The sequence below is a fragment of the Rubritalea spongiae genome (assembly GCF_042652385.1).
Lineage (GTDB): Bacteria > Verrucomicrobiota > Verrucomicrobiia > Verrucomicrobiales > Akkermansiaceae > Rubritalea > Rubritalea spongiae.
Genome location: NZ_JBHSJM010000001.1, coordinates 3,559,176 through 3,582,555, shown reverse-complemented (window position 1 = coordinate 3,582,555; position 23,380 = coordinate 3,559,176). Strand labels below are relative to the sequence as shown.

The following is a 23,380-nucleotide window of genomic DNA, read 5'->3' as shown; positions in this document are numbered from 1 at the left end:
ACCCAACCGCTCACCGCGATTGAGTTCCGCTTTCCTTTCTGGTAATTCTCACTTTAAACCCATAGCACAGTTTCCACGTAAAGTTCGCGGTTGGTGTGCTTTACGTTAGCTTAAATATGTCAGCCTTTACTCCAGCTCGTTACATTGAAGAAGTAATCCAAGAGATTAAGAACGAATGCAGATGCGCTGTTCCAGGATTCCAGAAAATTATCAGCTTCAACTTTGAAGACTACGGTATTTCCCCAACTCTTTTATGGGACGCTGAGATTTTGATTCAACATGTGATACGTGACGGTGATTTCGTTCCCATGGACGAAGGTATTCAGAGACATGGAGATTCAATACGCCACTTTAAATGTAAATCCTGTGGACGCATTTGTACTGAGACGTACACTGAGTACAGCATCAACATGTATAGATCATTTGTCATATTTGACGAAGACCTCCGTTCATCCAAAATAAACTATGCTCTAGGTTATCGTGGCTTTGAACAAAGCGATTTCGATAAGATCACTGATTTTATTAAGTCGACCGACGATGCAAACTATATCGCGAACCTCACAAAACTGCCTTAGCTAACAAGACGCTGCACCCAACCACTCACCGTGGTTGAGTTCCGCTCACCCTTCTGATAATTCTCACTTTAAACCCACAGCACAGGTTCACGGCAGAGTTCGTGGCTGGTGTGCTTTACGTTAGCCTAAAAAGTAATGAGCAAAACATCTCTATGGAGGTTACTAATCCTATTGGCGATACTCTCTGTAGTCATCACTCTAAACATCGTGAAATATAGTTCTACACCAGACACGAAAACAGGCCTTTCGACTACAGGAGGCGATGTCTTTGATGTACTCATAGAGACTCCCTTATATCGACAACATGATGATTTATGGGCGACAACAAGTCTCGGAGGAACTGATGACACCATCTCCTCGCATGGCTGCACTGTTTGTTCCACAGCTATGTCACTTAGTGCCCACGGCTATAAAATAACACCTTTGGAACTAAATAATGAGCTAATTTCCCATCAAGGCTTCACTGAAAACGCCCTCTTAATATGGAGTGCCATTTCATCAGTAACAGATGGAAAGTTTTCCGTCATAGTAGAAGATAGCCCTTCACATGAAGATATAGATCAGCAGCTAAAGCTAGGTAATCCGGTAATAGCTAAAGTTCTCTACAAGAACGTAATATTTCATTGGGTGCTCATTACCGGCAAAAACTCCGAAGGTTACATCATCCAAGATCCGCTATCTAAAAGAGGTTCGAACATTGATATGAGCGATTATGAGAGTGGCATATTCACCATAAGGTTCCTCAAAGTGAATTAGATCTTTATCCACATACTCATCCTTCACGACCCACCAAAACTGCCCTTGGCTAACAAGACGCTGCACCCAACCGCTCACCGCGGTTGAGTTTCGCTCCATTTCTGGTAATTCCATCATTAATCCAAAATCTCACACTGGCCTCCAACGGTCGCGGTTGGTGTGCTTTACGTTAGGCTAAATAAAAACATGTTCAGATCATCTCGTATAAGTAACGTGCACAAAAGAATCCTCAAAGAGTTTCCTGAGATAGACTCAAACTCCGCTTATTCATTGGCTGAATCCTACATCGACCATTTTCCTAAATTTGATTTACGGGCCACTTTAAAAGTCCTTTTTCAGTGTTTAGCTTTCGGTGCTGTTTACGCTGTCACTCTTTCAATTTTTGAACGAATCAACCCTGAATCAGTTGTCATTAAGAATGTTGTCTTATTCACTCTTTTCGGACTGTTGGCTTTCTGGATGAAGAGAGATGAAACTAAACTAATTCGGAACTTTGTAGAGACTCGCACCTTACAAAACTGACTTGCCTAACAAGACGCTGCACCCAACCGCTTACCGCGGTTGAGTTCCGCTCCATTTCTGGTAATTCTAACATTAACTCAAAATCTCACACTGGCCTCCAACGGTCGCGGCTGGTGTGCTTTACGTTCGCTTAAATATGAAATCAATAACTACCGCATTGGTGACAGCTATCTGTTTGACAGAGATAGTTTCTGCTCAATCAAATCAAATCTATAAAGAACATAAGTCTGAAGACATCATTGCTACAGATTTGAATAAACACCACCCTATGGAACCTAATGGAGTTCTGGTTCCTCTAACGCATTCTTTCAGGGAACAAGCTAAAGTTGATAGATCAGTAGCATTGGATACATATTTTAAGTCACTCATTACACTCATAAACACTGCAGACAAGGTTATCTTACATTCACTAGACTATAAAAATCCCATTGCTCATAACTTCATGGATGTTGTCGAAAAACCGAATGAAGTATTTCTAGATCTTATAGTTAAGGACTTATATCCAATTTCTGATTCTGTTCAGCTTCCGAAGGAACAAAAAAAAGAGTTTCTGAAAGAATTTATAGAACAACTTTCTGAAGAACAAATAGAGAAAAACGCCCAAAGTGACTACATTCCTGTATACGGAATTGAAATAATTAAAGACGAAGAACCCATTTATTATGGAACATTATGTCCCATAAATAAAAACTTCATTATAGTTATACCTGATGACACCTGTCATATTAGCACAAACTCAGGTATGTTAGACTTATTGGCCAACATCTTCCCTATTTCTGATGAAGACCGTAAATTTTTAGAAAGTGACCGTTTTAAAAATGGCAATAATCCATACACCAAAGCATTACATAACCCCAAAAATTAACTCTAGCGAACAAGACGCTGCACCCAACCACTCACCGCGGTTGAGTTCCGCTCTCCTTTCTGGTAATTCTCACTTTCAACCCATAGCACAGTTCCTCGGCAAAGTTCGTGTTTGGTGTGCTTTACGTTCTGCTAAAAAAGCGAAGCTTTCACCTTGCGTCATACTCAAGTGAACACTAAGTTGCATACATGGATATAGCTCAAATCGAATCTCAAGCACTGAAGCTATCTGAATCAGATCGCGCAGTTCTCGTTGATCATCTTCAAGCTAGCCTTAGCTCAAAGAAGATTTCTTATCTCGATGAGCATGTTACTGAAGCCAAAGATAGGCTTGCTGCATATAGATCTGGTAAGACGCGCTCATTTGACGGCGCCTCATTTGTAGCTTCACTTCGTAATAGCCTTTCCTAGTGGATAAATACCGCCTGATCGAATCAGCTGCTGTTGAGCTCGCTGAGGCCGTTGCGTTTTATGAAGACTATACTTCACGTCTCGGCACAACATTTCTAGATGAGTTCGATCGAGCTATTGACCTTATACTAGAGATGCCACAAGCCTGGAGTCCTGTTGATTTGGAGATTCGCAGGTTTCTTCTAAGACGCTTCCCCTATTCCATATTTTACAGTGTTGAAGATGATGAGATAGTAATTCTCTCTGTATTTCATCAGCACAGGAAGCCAAGGTCATGGCTCAAAGACTTCTGATTTATCATAGTCTCTCCTTTTAAACTGCCTTTGCAGAACAAGACGCTGCACCCAACCACTCACCGTGGTTGAGTTCCGCTCTCCTCTCTGATAATTCTCACTTTAAACCCTTAGCACAGTTTCTCGGCAAGGTTCGTGGTTGGTGTGCTTTACGTTCGCTTAAATATGAAAAGTCAATCAACCCCCTTAGACATAATTCACCACTGGTGGTTCACGGTAAATGAACCAGCTAAATCAAACATGGCACTCAACATTATGCTTAAACTTGGACTTCATAATGTATCCATCAGCTCTAATGTTAAACTTCATGAATACCTAACAGAAGATTTACACTACCTAAAACATGTGGGAAGAGCGCTATCAATGAGATCACTCATCGACTATATACTCAGTGAGATGACGTCTGATAAAAAGTGGGAAGAAATTACCAATTTCCATCTCTCCATTGTGGATTCATCTAATTTTGATAAGGATGCCAGAACTGAAATTAACTCCAAAATCCCTGAGATTGAGCCAAACAGAACGGCATGGATTAATGCGGCAAAATCATGGCAGGACATTAGAGGTGAAGAACTTTCAGATCAAAGCATTCTCATTTGGGAAAACACTCAATCTTCGCAATCTTTTTAGCATCCATTTCGCTGTAACCCATTTTCAGAAGACGCGATAAAACTTCTATATACCGAGATACCTTTTTCATATCTCTATCTCGCTCGTCAAAAACGTCTCTAGCGAACAAGACGCTGCACCCAACCACTCACCGTGGTTGAGTTCCGCTCCCCTCTCTGATAATTTTAACTTTAAAACCATAGCACAGTTCCTCGGCAGAGTTCGTGGCTGGTGTGCTTTACGTTATGCTAAAAATGAAACCCGACAAATACATCATAGAAAGTTTAGAGCATTTTCACAAAATTCTAAGATATACACGTCACCATAATGGCATTGGTTATTGGTTTCGCGGACAAGCTAATGAAGAGTGGAAACTTTTACCAAAAGCAGGAAGAACTGATTTCTATCTACCAGAAGATAAAGACCTTGGGCGCTTTAACGCATGGCAAGATGAGGCGTTCCCCTATATATCAATTCAGACTGACAACAAGTGGGAAGCTCTAGCATATGCACAACACCACGGCCTTGCTACAAGACTACTTGATTGGACTGCTAACCCTCTCGTCGCAGCATATTTTGCAGTTTCTGCAGAGCCAGAATCTAATGGAATTATATATTGCTACAGCCCCAAAAAAGTAGTCGATATTGACACAGCTAAACTCAACCAATCAAACCTTCACGGATGTGCACTGATAACAAAGGCTCTAGATGGTCGTATGCTGAATCAGAAAGGACTTTTTACAGTACACTCTCCCCCAAACGAGACTATCGAAGCTCAGATAGACGAGAATATTCCAGATATTAAAAATCTCTGCGAATTACACATTCCAAGCAGTTTAAAGAGTGAGATCAGACTTCAACTATCAGACTACGGCATTACCGAACACTTCATATATCCAGATGTCGAGGGTGTCTCAAGGCATATCAATTATGAGACCTCTGAGATGACCTAAATTGCCTTTGCATAACAAGACGCTGCACCCAACCGCTCACCGCGGTTGAGTTCCACTCCATTTCTGATAATTCTACCTTTCACCCAAAATCTCACACTGGCCTCCAACGGTCGCGGTTGGTGTGCTTTACGTTCTCCTAAATAATGCATAGCGTCTTTCAAGCTGTATACGAAATACTGAAGTCACTCTCTGATCTCACAGGTTTTTCCTACAACGAAATCAACATCATTGCGTATTACATCATCGCACCACTTGTCTACATTTCTCTAATTGATAAGATTTTAGGTAAACACATACTCAAGATCATATTTTTAGTCCTTGTTGGTACATCTCTTGTTTTCATACCCGATTTCAGAGTCTTTTCAGATTGGCTATTCGATCGCTCAGTCGACTTTCTTCTCTGGTTTGAAGTCATTGGATGGAACTACACTGTTTCATCAGTTTTTATTTGCGTCTTGTTTCCTGGCATTCTTCTCATTGCTCTTATGTATTATGCTTTCCCTTCATTTCGTCATTTTCTCAGTAAGGATCTTACTAAGTCACAGAACTCACACTAAATTGACTTTGGAGAACAAGACGCTGCACCCAACCGCTTACCGCGGTTGAGTTCCGCTCCATTTCTGGTAATTCTATCTTTCACCCAAAATCTCACACTGGCCTCCAACGGTCGCGATTGGTGTGCTTTACGTTATGCTAAAAATATTCCTCTCTCTACTACTAACAGTCTCTCTGACACCCAGCCTATTCTCGGGTGTTCCTGCACTCCCTCCGAATTCACAAAATCTCACTGACGCTATTTCAGCTTCCTCTCTCGTACTCGTTGGAAAACCCTCTAAATACTCTGTGAAGTACTTCAACGACGGTAAAGAAATTACAGAAGAAGAGGCTCGGAATCTTTTTCTGCATGCTACAATCAAAGATGGTAAGCCATATCCGAGCATAGTCGCAAAGTTTCATGTATCTTTTTCAAGTAGCCACATTCTGAAAGGCTCCTCCGCCCAGCAACTGATAGAGTTTAACTGGTCTGATCTAGCTGGTTCTATGTGCCCTCATATTCCTAATTCAGCCCATAATACAGAAGGTATTTGGTACATTGGAGAGCATGTCAAAGATGATAATCATGATCATAAGGTCTATTGGTCATCGATTCATACGTTGGACACTATCAAAGCTGCACTAAAATAGCCTCTGCATAACAAGACGCTGCACCCAACCGCTTACCGCGGTTGAGTTCCGCTCCATTTCTGGTAATTCTGTCTTTAACCCAAAATCTCACACTGGCCTACAACGGTCGCGGTTGGTGTGCTTTACGTTCTCCTAAAATGACGAAACTCCATTTCATGTACAGAGAGTTTAAGGGCATCTCAATGCACCTAGACCAAGCGATCGAGAATGATGACATAAGATTGTTATTCGAGGATTCGTGGTTCTGGCTCCATTACAGGTTCTTCAATTGCCGTGATGCAGTATGCACTGAGAACTCTGCTACACTGAGATCTCATATCTATAATTTAGCATCGATGCTCTACCGGCACTTTAACACCCTTTCTGAAGAAGAACCAGAAGCTCAAGTAGAGCTTACGACTACTATCGAAGAACTTATTGCGATTGCTGAATACTCAGCTGAATTCCCTATATGCCTCTGGATATACGGAGATGCTGAATCGAAAGCGTTTATGAATGAGAAGCTTTCTGAACTACCTCCTATGGAACATATACAGTCGATCATAAATTTACCTCATATTAAGAGACTCGAATCTGAGGCTCTCGGTTATGCCAAAGCCGATGAAAAACTAGCTTTAAAGAGATTCAGAAAAGAGCAAGCTTCTTTCAATAAGCAGCGGAAAAACTCCCAAAGAACGAACTCATAAATTGTCTCTGGAGAACAAGACGCTGCACCCAACCGCTTACCGCAGTTGAGTTCCGCTTCATTTCTGGTAATTTCATCTTTCACCCAAAATCTCACACTGGCCTCCAACGGTCGCGGTTGGTGTGCTTTACGTTAGGCTAAATTACACATGTCATACATAATCATAGCTCTATTTTTCGTAGTACTCGCAATTTTTACATTCTCTACAGCTTGGCTCAAAAAGCGATCGCTCAGGATCATTTTCGGTGTGTTAACTTTTGCTTGGGCATGTCTCATGTTTCTTTTGGCAGAATTCGTCACCAAGTTACAATATAACAGCGACTTCGGTGGAGCCACAAAGCAGCTAGTCGACACCTCTGCGGAAGCTCTTCAAGCTGGACGTTACGATGATGTCTCCAGAGAATTCCAAAAGATATCAGAAGAATTAGACGTTTCTTACGAATACAAGGCTAACTATTCAGAACTCGCCGAAGGAGCTGCCGAATCACTCAAAAACTGACTTGCCTAACAAGACGCTGCACCCAACCACTCACCGTGGTTGAGTTCCGCTCTCCTCTCTGATAATTATCATTAAACCCACAGCACAGGTTCACGGCATAGTTCGTGGTTGGTGTGCTTTACGTTAGCCTAAATTATGAAGCGCATAGTAATCCTCAGCTTTTTATCATTACTATCTTGTAAGGAATCCTATACGAATCAATCCAACCAGCAGATGAAGACAGAAGTTCCAGGTAAAGTCATCACACTTGATTCTCTAGAGTCAATGTTCACGAATATCAGCAAGACCTCAAAATGGGATATGGATAACACCATGTTGTGGGGATACTTTTTCACTGACTCTAATCCGGAATCATTCATGAACATCAAGACTGATCTGGAGTCTCAAGGCTATACATTTGTCGATATTTACCAAGCTGATAGAGATAGCGAAGATGAAAACCCTCTCTGGTATCTGCACGTAGAGAAGATTGAAACACACTCTCCATCATCGTTGGATGCGCGTAATGACGAACTCTACAAATTAGCTCACAAGCATAATATTAGCAGCTATGACGGCATGGATGTAGGCCCTACCAAACAAAACTGACTTTGGCTAACAAGACGCTGCACCCAACCGCTCACCGCGGTTGAGTTCCGCTCTCCTCTCTGATAATTCTCACTTTAAACCCACAGCGCAGTTCCACGGCAAAGTTCGTGGTTGGTGTGCTTTACGTTAGGCCGTGTGGACAAATTGACTATCTAATCCAATCCATTATGGATGCAAGACATATGAAGGATACGAAAGTCTCGCTCAATCTATCGTAGCGAGTGCCTATTCTTCTATAGCGCTTAATTCTAGCAAAGTAGTTCTCTACTACATGACGCCTTTTACCGACTTCTTTGATATAAAAAGGCTTCTTCTTTCGATTTTTTCGCCCTGGTATGAGTGCCACGCCTCCGAGCTTTTCAATATGCTCTCTCAAGGCGTCTGAATCGTAACCTTTGTCAGCAAGTACAATACAGTCGGCAAGTTCACCTAATAGCTCTTCAGCTGTTTTTATTTCAGCTTCATTGCCTGGACGAAGGATTAGATCTAGCAAATTTCCATTACTATTTGTCATCGCATGTAGCTTACTGTTTCGACCACCCTTTGTTTTCCCAAAGCATTGATCTTTAGAGGTGTCACATTGATAGCAAGCATCTTGGTGAACTTTAATGTGAGACCCATCAATGATTTTGAATTGATCCTCGTTTTTGAGTTTAGCTGAGGCCTCTAGTAACTCCTTGAAGACTCCTTTTTTAGACCAACGCAGATGAAATCGATAGACACTATTCCACTTTCCGTAGCGCTCAGGAAGCTGATTCCACTGGGCTCCTGTTACCAGTATCCACCAGATTCCGTTCAGAGTTCGGTCAAAATTAGCAGGTTTTCTGCCTTTTCCTGAACTGTTAGATTTTCTCTGCTGAGATTTAAGTTAATTTTTTTAGGTGCTCTTTGAGCACGTCCGGCATCGCTGTCGCAAATTTATTCATTTTCCAGCGGCAGAATGCCGGATTTCATTGATAAATCAACGATTAATCAATTTGTCCACACGGCCTAGACTAAATAACACAGAGTTTGCACTTAGTTCCACTTTCATGAAGATCTCTCTATATATCACCATCACCAGCTTGATCATATTCACTCAAGCTAGCTGCATGTCTTTTATGGCTCCAGAGTTTTACGAAGAAGTGTACAAAGAGACCTTTCCTCCAATCCCAGAACAGTCGAAATGATCACAGTAGAGAAAATCAAGATCTATCAGAGATTCAGGGGGGATATTGACGGTTTTGCCCGCGCAGGAGCTCCTGATCCTATTACTGATGATGATTGGCGCTGGATCGACAATATTCTGAGTAGATTACACATGATTCACAATGTTTCTGTCTCTAAGGATTTTAAAGAATCTACATACATTGAGATTCATAAGACTGTCGATTCAGTGGGATCTGCTGAGTTGCTTAAGTCTATTGCCCAACACCAACTTCTCTAAATTGCCTTTGTCTAACAAGACGCTGCACCCAACCGCTCACCGCGGTTGAGTTCCGCTTTCCTTTCTGGTAATTCTATCTTTCACCCAAAATATCACACTGGCCCACAACGGTCGCGGTTGGTGTGCTTTACGTTCTACTAAATTTGAGCTGTTTTTGCTAAATCACACACGTTTAGTACATTCAGCCCTTTTATTTCTGATTGTTGCGCGGTCCTTTGGATTTCACTCATTCTCTTTTCCTAAGACATTTTCTCTACAGTCGCGAATTGCAGATAAGCGGTTTCTGAATGCTCAGATTTTCCTAAGTTCGTCTCAGCACATTGCTAACTAAATGAGCGATAATTTTTCAGAATCAGGCTTAGCATGTTGCTTTCTGAGGTCGACCGTTTCATGTGAATCCTCCAGCACGATGAAACAGCTTTCCGTAACTCGCAGCACCTCACCACTCACCTTAAAATCGCCTTTGTAGAACAAGACGCTGCACCCAACCGCTCACCGCGGTTGAGTTCCGCTTTCCTTTCTGGTAATTCTAACTTTAAACCCACAGCACAGTTTCCACGTAAAGTTCGCGGTTGGTGTGCTTTACGTTAGGCTAAATAAAAAATGTCAGAACACATAAATCTAGAAATAACGGCTACCATTCAAAAACTCATGTCTGATGAACATAGAGGGAGCATTCAACATGCTGAAAACTACAATATTACCGTCATTGATGAAAACTGGGATGAGAACGATAAGTTGATCCATTGCCCTTCTTGGTATGCTCAAATTCTAAAGGAACACGCTATATCAGGTTTATTTTTTTTAGCAGATGTTCCTGATGTAGAATGGCCCGAAGAGCACATTTTTTTGCCACTGCCTAGCTGGCAATCAGTAGCTGATGATTACCCATTCTTCATTTCAGAGATGCACAATCATGGTCATTATCCGTTTGCTTCTTCAGGGTTCGGCTATCTTGTTTTCAAAGATGGCTGTAAGGCAGAAGATCCGATATATAGATGGGATGGCGGATACATGGAGTTCACCGAAGCCTTCACAAACTTTTCAGTATTCCTTAATTCTATTCAACCATACAATCTTTAGCTGCTCCTCTCCCAACTCCATCCATTGTTAAACTGCCTTTGCCTAACAAGACGCTGCACCCAACCACTCACCGTGGTTGAGTTCCGCATCTCTCTCTGATAATTCTCACTTTAAACCCATAGCGCAGTTCCTCGGCAAGGTTCGTGGTTGGTGTGCTTTACGTTCTGTTAAATTGTACGCTTCTTTCAGATTCGATATCCATTCGTAAAACTATTCTGATCGCAGCATAGGAAACACCGCTCGTCGCTCATCTCAATTCTCCGTTGACGTATAATCACTCGCGAAGATCTCTTTTGGTTGGCTGTGAAAACACAGTGTCTAATTCTCCAGATTTTAGATTTCAAAGCACTTATTTGATTGTTCCTGTTGGTTAAATTTACCGATTTCAGTTTCGACCATTTATGCCATTTGGCCTTCGAAATTTACAGATTTCTCGATCATTCCTCAAATTTGGTTCACGGCATCATCACAATATTCAAAGCTGCAGCTTCTCTAAATTGCCTTACAGAACAAGACGCTGCACCCAACCGCTCACCGCGGTTGAGTTCCGCTCCATTTCTGGTAATTCAACCTTCAACCCAAAATCTCACACTGGCCTCCAACGGTCGCGGTTGGTGTGCTTTACGTTAGCTAAAAAATGACACCCTCTTCAAAACTCTTATATCGTTATCTAACAGCCGACGCTGCACTAAAGACTATAGAGTCTGGTAAGCTCCGTGTTGGTAGAATTACTGAATTTAATGATCCATTCGAATGGCGACCGGGCATCGAGGGTGTCATGCCTCAATATCGTCAGATTGCCACACATATCATGGATTCAATCATTAACAGTTTAAATAGTCAGTTTGGTATTATTTGCATGAGTGAGTCTGCCAAAGAACCTGTATTATGGTCACACTATGCAAACAATCATTATGGAGTCGCACTGGAGTTCGATCACATTCTTAATGATACTGTTAAAGAAATAAGATATACAAACAACAGGCCTATCATTAACACTAATAAACTCAACGATGATGTATATATGCGACCCATTGTAGACGCAATGATTCACCAGAAGTCAACAGGTTGGTCATACGAACAAGAATATAGAGTACATGTCGATTTGTCATCATGCACAATCTCTGGTGGCCACTATTTCCTAGATATTCCAGAAGACTTCCTTAAACGCATCATATTGGGCTACAGATGCCCTCTGGAAGAAGAATACGTGAAGATTGCTCTTAAAAAGAGTGGTCTAGATGACTGTTCTGTAGTCAGGGCTGAAATGGACGAGCATTCATACTCAGTTCTCAGCGAGTCTATTGAAACCCCTTAGTCACGGCAATGTATATGATAAATAACACCGACTATGGCCACAGGGACCGCCCTAGCTAACAAGACGCTGCACCCAACCGCTTACCGCGGTTGAGTTCCGCTCCATTTCTGGTAATTCTACCTTTCACTCAAAATCTCACACTTGCCTCCAACGGTCGCGGTTGGTGTGCTTTACGTTCGGCTAAATAAAGGAGTTCTTGCGTAAATCAAAGCTTCGAGTAGAATTCAACCATGGTTAGCCTCCTAGATGTTCAGAAACAAGCTGCTTCCTTAACCTTTGAGGAAAAAGAAGGCCTTTTGGCGTTTCTTATTCATGAACTCCCTCATCATCCATTAGGTCCAGATGATGATGAAGTCATTCGGAGAGAAGAAGAAATGAACACTGGCGCTGTAGATCTTCTATCCCATGAAGAGTTCCTGAAGCAAGTCGGGCGCAGTTAACATGAGAGACCTCAACTACCATCCTCGTGTTCCTTCAGAGGCTCGCGAGCTTCTTGCATATTACGAGGATATTTCACCTAGCTTAGGTGATCGTTTTTGGACTGATCTGACAGCGGCATTAGAATATGCTCGTCGTCATCCAGAGAGACACCATTTTGACCTAATTGGTGCAGGTTTAAGGAGGTCCAACCTCAAAGACTTCCCTATTCATTTTTTGTTCAAAGTGTTTCCTGATTACATTCGAATTACTGTGATCAGGCATGACAAGAGGAGACCTTCATACGGAGCTCGTAGAAATTGACTTTGCCGAACAAGACGCTGCACCCAACCACTGACCGCGGTTGCGCGCTGCTCTCCTCTCTGATAATTCTAACTTTAAACCCACAGTGCAGATTCCACGTAAAGTTCGTGGTTGGTGTGCTTTACGTTCTACTAAATTTGAGCTGTTTTTGCTAAATCACACACGTTTAGTACATTCAGCCCTTTTATTTCTGATTGTTGCGCGGTCCTTTAGATTTCACTCATTCTCTTGTCCTAAGACATTTTCTCTACATTCGCGAATTGCAGATAAGCGATTTCTGAATGCTCAGCTTTTCCTAAGTTCGTCTCAACACATTGCTAACTAAATGAACGATGATTTTTCAGAATCAGGCTTAACATGTTGCTTTCTGAGGTCGATCGTTTCAGATGAATCCTCCAGCACGATGAAACAGCTTTCCGTAACTCGCAGCACCTCACCACTCACCTTAAAATCGCCTTTGTAGAACAAGACGCTGCACCCAACCGCTCACCGCGGTTGAGTTCCGCTCCATTTCTGATAATTCCATCTTTCACCCAAAATCTCACACTGGCCCACAATAGTCGCGGTTGGTGTGCTTTACGTTCGGCTAAAATGTCCACGCTTCATAAAAAACGCAGGATCTATTTCATCGCTACCATCATAGCTTTTTGCGGTACTTCAGTGCTATTCATTCCATCGAACGTAGAAGGAATTTATCACGCTGGTTCCATGATTCAGAGTTTAGACGATAGCGACCATTATGTGAGAGTCCAGGACGGTAGAATTTCGATTTATTCCATAGGGTCTGAAGACGAAGGTTTTATCTCAGGTTTCTATTCAAACCCCAAAACCCCTTTAAAAGTTACATCGGCTTCCGATCAAGCGACGAACTCACTCTCTAGCATTACGTACTCAGCTATAGCTGGGATTCAGACTAAAGGTGACGAGAACCGGTTTCTGATACGCACTATGCCATGGAACTCTATTAACAAGGTTATCAGGAACATCGAAGTCGACCACATTTATCAGGACCAAGACTTTATCTACAAGGACTACTACGATTCAAACTACAAAATTAAGCGCCAAGAAAAATTGCCTCTGCCGAACAAGACGCTGCACCCAACCACTCACCGTGGTTGAGTTCCGCTCCCCGCTCTGGTAATTCTCACATTAAACCCAAGGCACAGTTTCCACGTAAAGTTCGTGGTTGGTGTGCTTTACGTTCTGCTAAATACAACAATCATGAAAAAACGCATAAACAAACTTCGCTCCCTTTTTGGTAAATCAGAGAATCAAGAAGAAGCTCCTCAAGAAGCTACAACTCCAAAAGAAATCACAATCACTTTTGATGAAGAACTAAATAGCATTTTTCATTCATTCTCTGGTCTTTTCATTGGGGCTATCAGTAATGGTACAGACATTGCAGCAGCAGCTATGTTAGATCGACAGAAGCTCGACTTTAGCAAAGACAGTCTCCAAGTCGTAGATCAATACCTCCTACACGTCTTTACAAACAGATCTGATTACGCAGATAAGGAACTAGAAAACACCATATTATGGGGCGGCGCTTACACTGGAGAGGTTATCAAGCGAAACACAGACGCAAACTTATTCTGGGAGTCGTACGAATCGTACATGGATCGCAATCCTGAATATAAAGAAAAGATCCCTCATAGTTTTACGACCAGAACTTTATTATCCTCTGATAACGGTACCGCTATGAATATGCCTATTAACAAGGTTTTGAGGTTCTTGTCTGAAGGAGAAGAACACAGTCTACACTATTATGCAGACAACCTATAAATTGCCTCTGCAGAACAAGACGCTGCACCCAACCACTCACCGTGGTTGAGTTCCGCTCCCCTCTCTGGTAATTCTCACTTTAAATCCACAGCATAGTTTCACGGCGAAGTTCGTGGTTGGTGTGCTTTACGTTCGGCTAAATTATGTACGTTCCTCCTAGATTCAAAGTTGAAGACCAAAACACCATCAACTCCTTCATTAAGGAGAACGCATTTGGTTTACTCATCTCCACGGATGGTGACGTGATTCACGACACACAAACTCCTCTTCACCTAAAAGCTGACGGGACTATCTATGGTCACATTGCGCGAGCAAACCCGCAATGGAAGAGCTGGACTCAAAACTCAAAAGTTAAAGTAGTATTCTCAGGACCGCACTCATACATCTCACCGAAGTACTATGAGTCCGAGTTCAACGTTCCTACATGGAACTACAGTGCCGTGTCTGTGACTGGAGACATCAAGATCATCGATTCTCAAGACGAGGTTCTAGATTTTCTCGACGCCTTAGTGCAAGATAACGAAGGTTCTGAAGATCCTTGGGCTTTAGATCGAAGTGACGACAGATACATTCAACTTCTTTCTGGTTTTGTAGTTTTTCAGATCACGCCTACTGACATCCAAGCTTCCTTCAAGATGAACCAGAATAAGTCATTTGAAGATAAGTCGAAGGTTATTGATTCACTCAAACATTCTGGTTGTCCTTTTGATCATCAGACTTCTGAGTTTATGGCACAGGCTAACAAACTCTAACTCCACCCTTTTAAACTGGCTCTGCCGAACAAGACGCTGCACCCAACCACTCACCGTGGTTGAGTTTCGCTCCCCTCTCTGGTAATTCTCACTTTAAACCCATAGCGCAGTTCCTCAGCAGAGTTCGTGGTTGGTGTGCTTTACGTTCTGCTAAATTTGCGCAGTTTATGATAAATCGCTCATTTTCAGTACATCCGATGCTTTTATTACTCTTCGGTTAGATGTCTTCTCTTTCTTCAATCATTCATTTCTCGAAGACATCTTCTCTACATTCGCGAATCGCAGACTCACGTTTTCTGAATTCTCAGATTTCACTCACTTCGTCTCAGCACGTCGCTTGCTAAATGAGCGATGGTTTCTCAGAATCAGGCTCAGCCTGTTGCTTTCTGAGTTCGAACATTCTCGGTTACTCCTCCAGCAAGTTGCACGAAACATCACGGCTTTCATTCTTCACTGGTCACTCTATCATTTCCGCAGGGATCGCCTTGCAGAACAAGACGCTGCACCCAACCACTCACCGCGGTTGAGTTCCGCTCCATTACTGGTAATTCTATCTTTCACCCAAAATATCACACTGGCCCACAACGGTCGCGGTTGGTGTGCTTTACGTTCTACTAAATTTGAGCTGTTTTTGCTAAATCACACACGTTTAGTACATTCAGCCCTTTTATTTCTGATTGTTGCGCGGTCCTTTAGATTTCACTCATTCTCTTTTCCTAAGACATTTCCTCTACATTCGCGAATTGCAGATAAGCGATTTCTGAATGCTCAGCTTTTCCTCAGTTCGTCTCAACACATTGCTAACTAAATGAGCGATGATTTTTCAGAATCAGGCTTAGCATGTTGCTTTCTGAGGTCGATCGTTTCAGGTGAACCCTCCAGCACAATGAAACAGCTTTACGTAACTCGCAGCACCTCACCACTCACCTTAAAATCGCCTTTGTAGAACAAGACGCTGCACCCAACCACTCACCGTGGTTGAGTTCCGCTCTCTTCTCTGATAATTCTCACTTTAAACCCACAGCACAGTCTTCACGTAGAGTTCGTGGTTGGTGTGCTTTACGTTAGCCTAAATTATGAAGCGCATAGTAATCCTCAGCTTTTTATCATTACTATCTTGTAAGGAATCCTATACGAATCAATCCAACCAGCAGATGAAGACAGAAGTTCCAGGTAAAGTCATCACACTTGATTCTCTAGAGTCAATGTTCACGAATATCAGCAAGACCTCAAAATGGGATATGGATAACGCCATGTTGTGGGGATACTTTTTTCACTGACTCTAATCCGGAATCATTCATGAACATCAAGACTGATCTGGAGTCTCAAGGCTATACATTTGTTGATATTTACCAAGCTGATAGAGATAGCGAAGATGAAAACCCTCTCTGGTATCTGCACGTAGAGAAGATTGAAACACACTCTCCATCATCGTTGGATGCGCGTAATGACGAACTCTACAAATTAGCTCACAAGCATAATATTAGCAGCTATGACGGCATGGATGTAGGCCCTACCAAACAAAACTGACTTTGGCTAACAAGACGCTGCACCCAACCGCTCACCGCGGTTGAGTTCCGCTCTCCTCTCTGATAATTCTCACTTTAAACCCACAGCGCAGTTCCACGGCAAAGTTCGTGGTTGGTGTGCTTTACGTTCTGCTAAAAAAGCGAAGCTTTCACCTTGCATCACACTCAAGTGAACACTAAGTTGCATACATGGATATAGCTCAAATCGAATCTCAAGCACTGAAGCTATCTGAATCAGATCGCGCAGTTCTCGTTGATCATCTTCAAGCTAGCCTTAGCTCAAAGAAGATTTCTTATCTCGATGAGCATGTTACTGAAGCCAAAGATAGGCTTGCTGCATATAGATCTGGTAAGACGCGCTCATTTGACGGCGCCTCATTTGTAGCTTCACTTCGTAATAGCCTTTCCTAGTGGATAAATACCGCCTGATCGAATCAGCTGCTGTTGAGCTCGCTGAGGCCGTTGCGTTTTATGAAGACTATACTTCACGTCTCGGCACAACATTTCTAGATGAGTTCGATCGAGCTATTGACCTTATACTAGAGATGCCACAAGCCTGGAGTCCTGTTGATTTGGAGATTCGCAGGTTTCTTCTAAGACGCTTCCCCTATTCCATATTTTACAGTGTTGAAGATGATGAGATAGTAATTCTCTCTGTATTTCATCAGCACAGGAAGCCAAGGTCATGGCTCAAAGACTTCTGATTTATCATAGTCTCTCCTTTTAAACTGCCTTTGCAGAACAAGACGCTGCACCCAACCACTCACCGTGGTTGAGTTCCGCTCTCCTCTCTGATAATTCTCACTTTAAACCCTTAGCACAGTTTCTCGGCAAGGTTCGTGGTTGGTGTGCTTTACGTTCTGTTAAATTATCCGCTTCTTTCAGATTCGATCTCCATTCGTAAAACTATTCTGATCGCAGCATAGAATGCACCGCTCGTCGCTCATCTCAATTCTCCGTTGAAGCGTAATCACTCGTGAAGATCTCTTTTAGTTAGCTGCGAAAACACGGTTTCTCATTCCCTCAGTTTCAGATTTCAAAGCACTTTGTTGATTGTTCCGGTTAATTGAAGTTACCGATTTCAGTTTCGAACATTTCTGCCATTTGGCCTTCGAAATTTACAGATTTCTCGATCATTCCTCGAATTTGGTTTCACGGCATCATCACAATATTCAAAGCTGCAACTTCCCTAAATTGCCTTACAGAACAAGACGCTGTACCCAACCGCTTACCGCGGTTGAGTTCCGCTCCATTTCTGGTAATTCTACCTTTCATCCATAATCTCACACTGGCCTCCAACGGTCGCGGTTGGTGTGCTTTACGTTCTACTAAATATGAAAACTTCACTCAAAGCCCTAACTATTTTAACACTCTCTAGCGCAACACTCTTTGCCACTGAGAAATCAGAAGCTCAAATCTTACATGAGGAGATTACTCGCCATGAAGTAATTTTAGACGCACTCAAGCACAAGTTAAACTCTCTTGAAGGATCAGAGACAGTTGCTCAAAAAGCCGAAATTAAGTTCATAGGGTCTGAGATTAAATATAACTCTAGGCCGTGTGGACAAATTGATTAATCGTTGATTTATCAATGAAATCCGGCATTCTTCCGCTGGAAAATGAATAAATTTGCGACAGCGATGCCGGACGTGCTCAAAGAGCACCTAAAAAAATTAACTTAAATCTCAGCAGAGAAAATCTAACAGTTCAGGAAAAGGCAGAAAACCTGCTAATTTTGACCGAACTCTGAACGGAATCTGGTGGATACTGGTAACAGGAGCCCAGTGGAATCAGCTTCCTGAGCGCTACGGAAAGTGGAATAGTGTCTATCGGTTTCATCTGCGTTGGTCTAAAAAAGGAGTCTTCAAGGAGTTACTAGAGGCCACAGCTAAACTCAAAAACGAGGATCAATTCAAAATCATTGATGGGTCTCACATTAAAGTTCACCAGGATGCTTGCTATCAATGTGACACCTCTAAAGATCAATGCTTTGGGAAAACAAAAGGTGGTCGAAACAGCAAGCTACATGCGATGACAAATAGTAATGGAAAGTTGCTAGATCTAATCCTTCGCCCAGGCAATGAAGCTGAAATAAAAACAGCTGAAGAGCTATTAGGTGAACTTGCCGACTGTATTGTACTTGCTGACAAAGGTTACGATTCAGACGCCTTGAGAGAGCATATTGAAAAGCTCGGAGGCGTGGCACTCATACCTGGGCGAAAAAATCGAAAGAAGAAGCCCTTTTATATCAAAGAAGTCGGTAAAAGGCGTCATGTAGTAGAGAACTACTTTGCTAGAATTAAGCGCTATAGAAGAATAGGCACTCGCTACGATAGATTGAGCGAGACTTTCGTATCCTTCATATGTCTTGCATCCATAATGGATTGGATTAGATAGTCAATTTTTCCACACGGCCTAGGAATCCCTACTAGAATAAAAAGAGTTGATTACAACAGTTCCTACAACACGAATAACCACGGCTTTACCCCGTCACAAGTACCTCGAAGAACATACTTCAATATAGGCGACATTACGCTCTCACTAAATGAAAAGCTCGCTAATTTCCCAGCATTAGACACCGCTATACGTAAAGGTGAACCTATATCAGTAGGGATTTCTGCGAAGCCGACAGATATCTTCCACCTATTCAGTGGAGAAACACGCCTTTATACACTCCATACAAATGAAAATAAACTTCTCACTTACCAAGACAGTATTGATCTGCTCCTTCCTTCTTGGGTCCTAGAGTTCATACTTTTCACAATCTCAGCAGTGGCATTACTATGGCATAGAACTTGTCGTAAAACTAACTTAGCGAACAAGACGCTGCATCCAACCACTCACCGTGGTTGAGTTCCGCATCTCTCTGGTAATTCTCACTCTAAACCCACAGCGCAGTTCCATGTAAAGTTCCTAGTTGGTGTCCTTTACGTCATTTATAAATGCTATTGTACTTATCTGCCTCACCTAACTCATCATAAACTTTATCTGAAGTATCATTCGCCGTGACTTTCTCAAATACGATCACACTATAGCTATCACGTTCACTTGAAGCCTCCTTTGGTGAATATTTTTTTTCAATAAACTCTACAGCCTGCCAATCTTGACTCTCTACAAAGGAGGCATACTTAATGCGATTTTCTTGTTCACAATAACTCGAATCCCAAACATACAAAGTTCCCACAGGCATTCTATAAAGCGGTGAAAATTCAAGCTCTTGCAGCTCTTTGCTAGCTGATTGATCAAGTAATAATTTCACTGCAATGTGCTTTCCTACAATTGGGCGATCGCTCGGATACTTCTGTTCAATCCACTCCAAGGCTTCTTCAATGGCATTATGGTACTCCCCTTTGGAAATCGTAGAAGCACATACTGAATATCGAAATTTCGCCTCACCTCGGTGAATCCCTTGCCAGTCTTGATACACATTCTGATGGTGATTCATGTGAATCCCTTGAAATCCTACTATGGCCACCGTTATCATGGTGAACATCCGCTTCTTTTTCTTAAAATGCTCTCTCGCAGAAATAAAGCCTTCAGCTGCTAACAATGCCACAAACGGAGCCATCGGCATCAAAAAATGGTAATAACCACCAGAAGCAAAAGCTCCCCTCCAATATACAAGTGAATGCAAAGTAAAATAACTGAGATATGTCACCAACAATAAACTCCACGGCGCCCAGTTCTTCCGAATTCCCCACATCCCGAAAAGCGCAAAAATTGAAGTCACATAGCCTACTCCAGCCATTATCAAAGGCACATAATGGTATATCGTACCGCTACCGTACATTGTCGTCGGCTCAGACGCAAAATACACAGCAAATGGAAAACTTCCATGTAAACTCAGCGCTAACACGTTGTATATCAATATTGGGGCCAACGTACTTAGCCCATACAAACTATCACGCCCCAGACTCGGCCAGAGTTCATCTACTGCCCCCTTATAATGAACCGACTGCCAGACATGGCGTAAAAAGCCGCCTGGCTGGCAACTCAACCAAATCCCCCACAACGCTGTCAGTATAATCCCTTCGTGCCTAATCAACGATAAGTAACCAAAACTCCACGCTGCGAGATGGTATCTCTGTTTAAGTGCGAGCCAAATCCCTAAGATCCAAACCAACATGAACGGCGTCTGTGTCAACACAGGATACGAAAGCTCAGGAAACCACGATTGAAAAATCAACATCAAAGGCACTATCCACAACGCTCTCACTTTCAATATTCGCCCCACTAACACCGTCAGCCAAACAGCTACAAACGCCAACACCAAAGTGTATATGCGCGTCGCCATAAGCCCAAACGGAGCCACTATACAGTGTATCAAATTCCGTCCAGGCCTCGTCCACTGATTGAATAACTGATCTTCATTCACCCACACACTCTTTGAAAAAAGATAGTGCGTCGCCTCATCATCTAGAATCCAACTCTCGTTCAATAGGAGTCGGTAAAGAATCCATACTAAGCCGAGGAAAATACTTCCCCAGAATACCCCATTTTCTGATTTAGAAAAACCTAACAAATCAATTAAGCTTACGAATTCGATGAAGCCTCAGAACTTTCAAGCATCATCACACTCTGATTCCGGCGCCAAATGCCATACTTAAAAATACAATACACCGCGCGCACACCATCTTTCCAACCAATGTGTTTACCTTCATCAAATGAACGTGGATAATACGAAACTGCCACCTCCATCACTCGTAATCTCCGTCGCGCAATTTTCGCCGTTACCTCAGGCTCAAAACCAAACCGATTTTCCTCAATCTTGATATTCTGAATCACCTCGCGACGAAATGCCTTATAGCAGGTTTCCATATCCGTTACGTAAAGATCAGTAACCATATTAGATAGCGTTGTTAGGAAACGATTCCCCATTGTATGCCAGAAGCGCAAAACCCGCCGAGGATTATCTCGTAAATAACGAGAACCATAACAAACATCACAATCACCATTGATCAATGGCATCACCACGAGTGGAAACTCATTCGGATCGTATTCTTGATCAGCATCTTGAACTATGACAAACGGCAGGGTCGCCCCCTGAAAACCAGTACGTAGTGCAGCGCCCTTCCCCTGATTCACCTCATGTCGGAGTAGCCGCACCATAGGTTCACTATCAGCTATCGTACCTACTATCTCTGCAGTTCTATCAGAAGAGCAATCATCCACCACTATAACCTCACCCACAATCGGCACCGCAAGTACAACGTCGATCACCTGAGCGACAGTCTTCTCCTCATTATAAGCCGGGATCACCACTGTTAGTGGCTTTTCAATCGAACAAGTGGGCATAACTAAGGGCTATTAGGCAAATTAACGTGCGAAGACCAAGAACTTTCTCGCTACAAAATTCACCATTGCAGAACTCACTGCAAAAGCCATTGCTGCTGCCCAATTAGCAAACCCCCAGTTCACCATCCATACCTTGCCTACCTCACCACCTATAAAACTAATAATCGAAATCAAGGTAAACACTCCAATTTCACGCCAAAAACCATACTTCCCAGGAGTAAATACCAACCATCGATTAGTAAAATATGCAAACAGGTTTGCTGGTACAAACGCCGAAAATAGAGCAATTCTCAAGTTCACCTGACGGTCCTCCACAGGCAAATCATTCGACATAAAATCAGGTGCAAACAACTGAAACATGAGCATCACCAAAACTAAAATAACTGTCGATAGCACACCGCAAAGTCCATACTTAAAGAACTGTGCCCACAATGGACCTTCCTTCATTTTCAATTCCTCAAACGCAACCTCAGGATGCAGAGGAATCTCTCCAAAAACAGGAACTATAATCGACAGCTTGTGCTTACGCTTCATCACAGAGTGCCAAGCAACAACTCAGCTAGAAATGATCAACTTGTAAAAAAAAAAAGACGTAGCTGTTAACCAACTACGTCTCGGAAAATACTTATGGGGACGCGAAATTATCCACCGATTTCAGTGCTACCCTTAAGGGAAGCACCTTCCTCTACGCTGAACATCTTCGTCTTGATATCACCATTGATCTTAGAACTAGACTTTAGCTCACAACGATCAGACTGAATTCTACCCTCAACATTACCGTAAAGTTTTACTTCACCAGCTTTGATATCGCCCTTGATCTGCGCGTTTTCACCAATTGTAACCTTACCCTTATCAGAAGTAATTTCACCATCGATCTTACCATCGATGATCATGTCATTTGAAAACTTAATAGAACCAGTAATTTCGATCCCACTTGCTAGAACATTTGTTGCGTTTGCCATAATTAAACTGCAGTCTGCATAATTTTTGTCAGAGAGCAATATGGATTATTCCGAAAATCAATATTTCCCCATTCAGCTAATCACTCTTCCTCGTCCAGAGTAAATTCTGCCCACTCCACCGCCTCGCTCAGCGCTGGCACAGCTTTCTCAATTAACATCTCAAGATCTGGTTCATCTGAAGTAAAACGAAAAGCAAATAACGGCCCACCGTGCTCAATTGCCGGCTCATCGTCATCAATCGTAGATTCGCGAGCAAAGTACCAATCCAGAATCCCTTCCTTCGTATCCGGATTCCACTGCGCAATCAATTCGATCGCGGCCATTGGATCCTCCTCTCCCGCTTGGCGCTGCGCCTCAATATCCTCAGCATCACAGTCAATCCCGGCCAACATCTCTAGCTGAGTAGCATCAGGATTTTCACCCAAAATCTCTTCAATATCCGTATAGTCCTGAGACGTTCTTTTTACGATTTCCATACCCCCACCATGGCCAAGACATCACCCATCACAAGTCCCAATAACCATAATTTCCGTCACACAAAGCCCAACAAAA

The 23,380-nt window shown here is 42.6% G+C and carries 30 protein-coding genes and 2 pseudogenes; 26 read left to right on the top strand and 6 right to left on the bottom strand.

The annotated features are described in order from the left end of the window. Nucleotides 1-116: 116 nt before the first annotated feature. The 12 genes from ACFPK9_RS15915 to ACFPK9_RS15860 all read left to right on the top strand — a co-directional run bounded on the left by ACFPK9_RS15915 (nt 117) and on the right by ACFPK9_RS15860 (nt 7,940). Nucleotides 117-575 carry a hypothetical protein gene (locus ACFPK9_RS15915; protein WP_377092527.1) on the top strand — a complete coding sequence of 153 codons (459 nt, stop codon included), beginning with the start codon at nt 117-119 and terminating at the stop codon, nt 573-575. Nucleotides 576-782: 207 nt separating this feature from the next. Then, nucleotides 783-1,331: a C39 family peptidase gene (locus ACFPK9_RS15910; RefSeq protein ID WP_377092526.1), complete on the top strand. Its 549-nt coding sequence runs from the start codon at nt 783-785 to the stop codon at nt 1,329-1,331. A gap of 658 nt (nt 1,332-1,989) precedes the next feature. Next, nucleotides 1,990-2,718: a hypothetical protein gene (locus ACFPK9_RS15905; protein ID WP_377092525.1), complete on the top strand. Its 729-nt coding sequence runs from the start codon at nt 1,990-1,992 to the stop codon at nt 2,716-2,718. A 188-nt stretch (nt 2,719-2,906) separates the two neighbouring features. Next, on the top strand, nt 2,907-3,128 hold the full coding sequence (locus ACFPK9_RS15900) for an addiction module protein (RefSeq protein WP_377092507.1): 222 nt from the start codon (nt 2,907-2,909) through the stop codon (nt 3,126-3,128). Beyond that, the gene (locus tag ACFPK9_RS15895) at nt 3,128-3,421 is read left to right on the top strand and encodes a type II toxin-antitoxin system RelE/ParE family toxin (protein ID WP_377092506.1); all 294 of its coding nucleotides are present in this window, start codon (nt 3,128-3,130) and stop codon (nt 3,419-3,421) included. The genes ACFPK9_RS15900 and ACFPK9_RS15895 overlap by 1 nt, the downstream gene beginning before the upstream one ends. A 165-nt stretch (nt 3,422-3,586) precedes the next feature. Continuing rightward, the gene (locus ACFPK9_RS15890) at nt 3,587-4,051 is read left to right on the top strand and encodes a hypothetical protein (RefSeq protein WP_377092524.1); all 465 of its coding nucleotides are present in this window, start codon (nt 3,587-3,589) and stop codon (nt 4,049-4,051) included. Nucleotides 4,052-4,284: 233 nt separating this feature from the next. Next, on the top strand, nt 4,285-4,983 hold the full coding sequence (locus ACFPK9_RS15885; RefSeq protein ID WP_377092523.1) for an FRG domain-containing protein: 699 nt from the start codon (nt 4,285-4,287) through the stop codon (nt 4,981-4,983). 143 nt (nt 4,984-5,126) lie between these two features. Continuing rightward, nucleotides 5,127-5,540: a hypothetical protein gene (locus ACFPK9_RS15880; RefSeq protein WP_377092522.1), complete on the top strand. Its 414-nt coding sequence runs from the start codon at nt 5,127-5,129 to the stop codon at nt 5,538-5,540. 133 nt (nt 5,541-5,673) lie between these two features. Further along, complete coding sequence (locus tag ACFPK9_RS15875) at nt 5,674-6,168, top strand: hypothetical protein (protein ID WP_377092521.1); 495 nt, start codon at nt 5,674-5,676, stop codon at nt 6,166-6,168. 335 nt (nt 6,169-6,503) lie between these two features. Then, nucleotides 6,504-6,854: a hypothetical protein gene (locus ACFPK9_RS15870; RefSeq protein WP_377092520.1), complete on the top strand. Its 351-nt coding sequence runs from the start codon at nt 6,504-6,506 to the stop codon at nt 6,852-6,854. A gap of 273 nt (nt 6,855-7,127) precedes the next feature. Then, nucleotides 7,128-7,352, top strand: coding sequence for a hypothetical protein (locus ACFPK9_RS15865; protein ID WP_377092519.1), 225 nt, complete (start codon nt 7,128-7,130; stop codon nt 7,350-7,352). Nucleotides 7,353-7,487: 135 nt separating this feature from the next. Beyond that, a complete protein-coding gene (locus ACFPK9_RS15860) occupies nt 7,488-7,940 on the top strand; it encodes a ribonuclease E inhibitor RraB (RefSeq protein WP_377092518.1) in 453 nt (150 codons plus the stop codon). 148 nt (nt 7,941-8,088) lie between these two features. Here ACFPK9_RS15860 and ACFPK9_RS15855 read toward each other — a convergent pair. Next, nucleotides 8,089-8,769: pseudogene (locus ACFPK9_RS15855) on the bottom strand (IS5 family transposase); the annotation flags it as partial. A 336-nt stretch (nt 8,770-9,105) separates the two neighbouring features. Here ACFPK9_RS15855 and ACFPK9_RS15850 point away from each other — a divergent pair. The 14 genes and pseudogenes from ACFPK9_RS15850 to ACFPK9_RS15785 form a co-directional block, all read left to right on the top strand. Continuing rightward, a complete protein-coding gene (locus ACFPK9_RS15850) occupies nt 9,106-9,366 on the top strand; it encodes a hypothetical protein (RefSeq protein WP_377092517.1) in 261 nt (86 codons plus the stop codon). A gap of 651 nt (nt 9,367-10,017) precedes the next feature. After that, entirely contained in the window at nt 10,018-10,449 is a 432-nt protein-coding gene (locus tag ACFPK9_RS15845; protein WP_377092516.1) for an SMI1/KNR4 family protein, read from the top strand. 637 nt (nt 10,450-11,086) lie between these two features. Beyond that, a complete protein-coding gene (locus tag ACFPK9_RS15840; RefSeq protein ID WP_377092515.1) occupies nt 11,087-11,767 on the top strand; it encodes a DUF2971 domain-containing protein in 681 nt (226 codons plus the stop codon). Between the two features lie 230 nt (nt 11,768-11,997). Beyond that, on the top strand, nt 11,998-12,207 hold the full coding sequence (locus ACFPK9_RS15835) for a hypothetical protein (RefSeq protein WP_377092514.1): 210 nt from the start codon (nt 11,998-12,000) through the stop codon (nt 12,205-12,207). A gap of 1,009 nt (nt 12,208-13,216) precedes the next feature. Continuing rightward, nucleotides 13,217-13,627, top strand: a complete 411-nt coding sequence (locus ACFPK9_RS15830) for a hypothetical protein (protein ID WP_377092513.1) — start codon at nt 13,217-13,219, stop codon at nt 13,625-13,627. A 102-nt stretch (nt 13,628-13,729) separates the two neighbouring features. Continuing rightward, nucleotides 13,730-14,290: a hypothetical protein gene (locus ACFPK9_RS15825; protein WP_377092512.1), complete on the top strand. Its 561-nt coding sequence runs from the start codon at nt 13,730-13,732 to the stop codon at nt 14,288-14,290. Between the two features lie 143 nt (nt 14,291-14,433). Then, nucleotides 14,434-15,042 (top strand): FMN-binding negative transcriptional regulator, encoded by a 609-nt coding sequence (locus ACFPK9_RS15820; protein WP_377092511.1) that lies wholly within the window; start codon nt 14,434-14,436, stop codon nt 15,040-15,042. 344 nt (nt 15,043-15,386) lie between these two features. Next, nucleotides 15,387-15,569, top strand: coding sequence for a hypothetical protein (locus tag ACFPK9_RS15815; RefSeq protein ID WP_377092510.1), 183 nt, complete (start codon nt 15,387-15,389; stop codon nt 15,567-15,569). A gap of 549 nt (nt 15,570-16,118) precedes the next feature. Further along, on the top strand, nt 16,119-16,322 hold the full coding sequence (locus ACFPK9_RS15810; protein ID WP_377092509.1) for a hypothetical protein: 204 nt from the start codon (nt 16,119-16,121) through the stop codon (nt 16,320-16,322). 19 nt (nt 16,323-16,341) lie between these two features. Continuing rightward, nucleotides 16,342-16,572, top strand: coding sequence for a ribonuclease E inhibitor RraB (locus ACFPK9_RS15805; protein ID WP_377092508.1), 231 nt, complete (start codon nt 16,342-16,344; stop codon nt 16,570-16,572). A gap of 188 nt (nt 16,573-16,760) precedes the next feature. Then, entirely contained in the window at nt 16,761-16,982 is a 222-nt protein-coding gene (locus tag ACFPK9_RS15800; RefSeq protein WP_377092507.1) for an addiction module protein, read from the top strand. Next, the gene (locus ACFPK9_RS15795) at nt 16,982-17,275 is read left to right on the top strand and encodes a type II toxin-antitoxin system RelE/ParE family toxin (protein ID WP_377092506.1); all 294 of its coding nucleotides are present in this window, start codon (nt 16,982-16,984) and stop codon (nt 17,273-17,275) included. The genes ACFPK9_RS15800 and ACFPK9_RS15795 overlap by 1 nt, the downstream gene beginning before the upstream one ends. 630 nt (nt 17,276-17,905) lie before the next feature. After that, complete coding sequence (locus tag ACFPK9_RS15790) at nt 17,906-18,148, top strand: hypothetical protein (protein ID WP_377092505.1); 243 nt, start codon at nt 17,906-17,908, stop codon at nt 18,146-18,148. A gap of 139 nt (nt 18,149-18,287) precedes the next feature. Continuing rightward, nucleotides 18,288-18,968, top strand: a pseudogene (locus ACFPK9_RS15785) (IS5 family transposase); the annotation flags it as partial. 535 nt (nt 18,969-19,503) lie between these two features. Here ACFPK9_RS15785 and ACFPK9_RS15780 read toward each other — a convergent pair. The 5 genes from ACFPK9_RS15780 to ACFPK9_RS15760 form a co-directional block, all read right to left on the bottom strand. Further along, nucleotides 19,504-20,865, bottom strand: coding sequence for a hypothetical protein (locus ACFPK9_RS15780; protein WP_377092504.1), 1,362 nt, complete (start codon nt 20,863-20,865; stop codon nt 19,504-19,506). A gap of 239 nt (nt 20,866-21,104) precedes the next feature. Beyond that, nucleotides 21,105-21,866, bottom strand: coding sequence for a glycosyltransferase family 2 protein (locus tag ACFPK9_RS15775; RefSeq protein ID WP_377092503.1), 762 nt, complete (start codon nt 21,864-21,866; stop codon nt 21,105-21,107). Between the two features lie 21 nt (nt 21,867-21,887). Beyond that, on the bottom strand, nt 21,888-22,400 hold the full coding sequence (locus ACFPK9_RS15770) for a GtrA family protein (RefSeq protein ID WP_377092502.1): 513 nt from the start codon (nt 22,398-22,400) through the stop codon (nt 21,888-21,890). A gap of 107 nt (nt 22,401-22,507) precedes the next feature. Further along, the gene (locus ACFPK9_RS15765; RefSeq protein ID WP_377092501.1) at nt 22,508-22,828 is read right to left on the bottom strand and encodes a bactofilin family protein; all 321 of its coding nucleotides are present in this window, start codon (nt 22,826-22,828) and stop codon (nt 22,508-22,510) included. An 80-nt stretch (nt 22,829-22,908) separates the two neighbouring features. Then, nucleotides 22,909-23,304, bottom strand: coding sequence for a hypothetical protein (locus tag ACFPK9_RS15760; RefSeq protein ID WP_377092500.1), 396 nt, complete (start codon nt 23,302-23,304; stop codon nt 22,909-22,911). Nucleotides 23,305-23,380 lie beyond the last annotated feature (76 nt).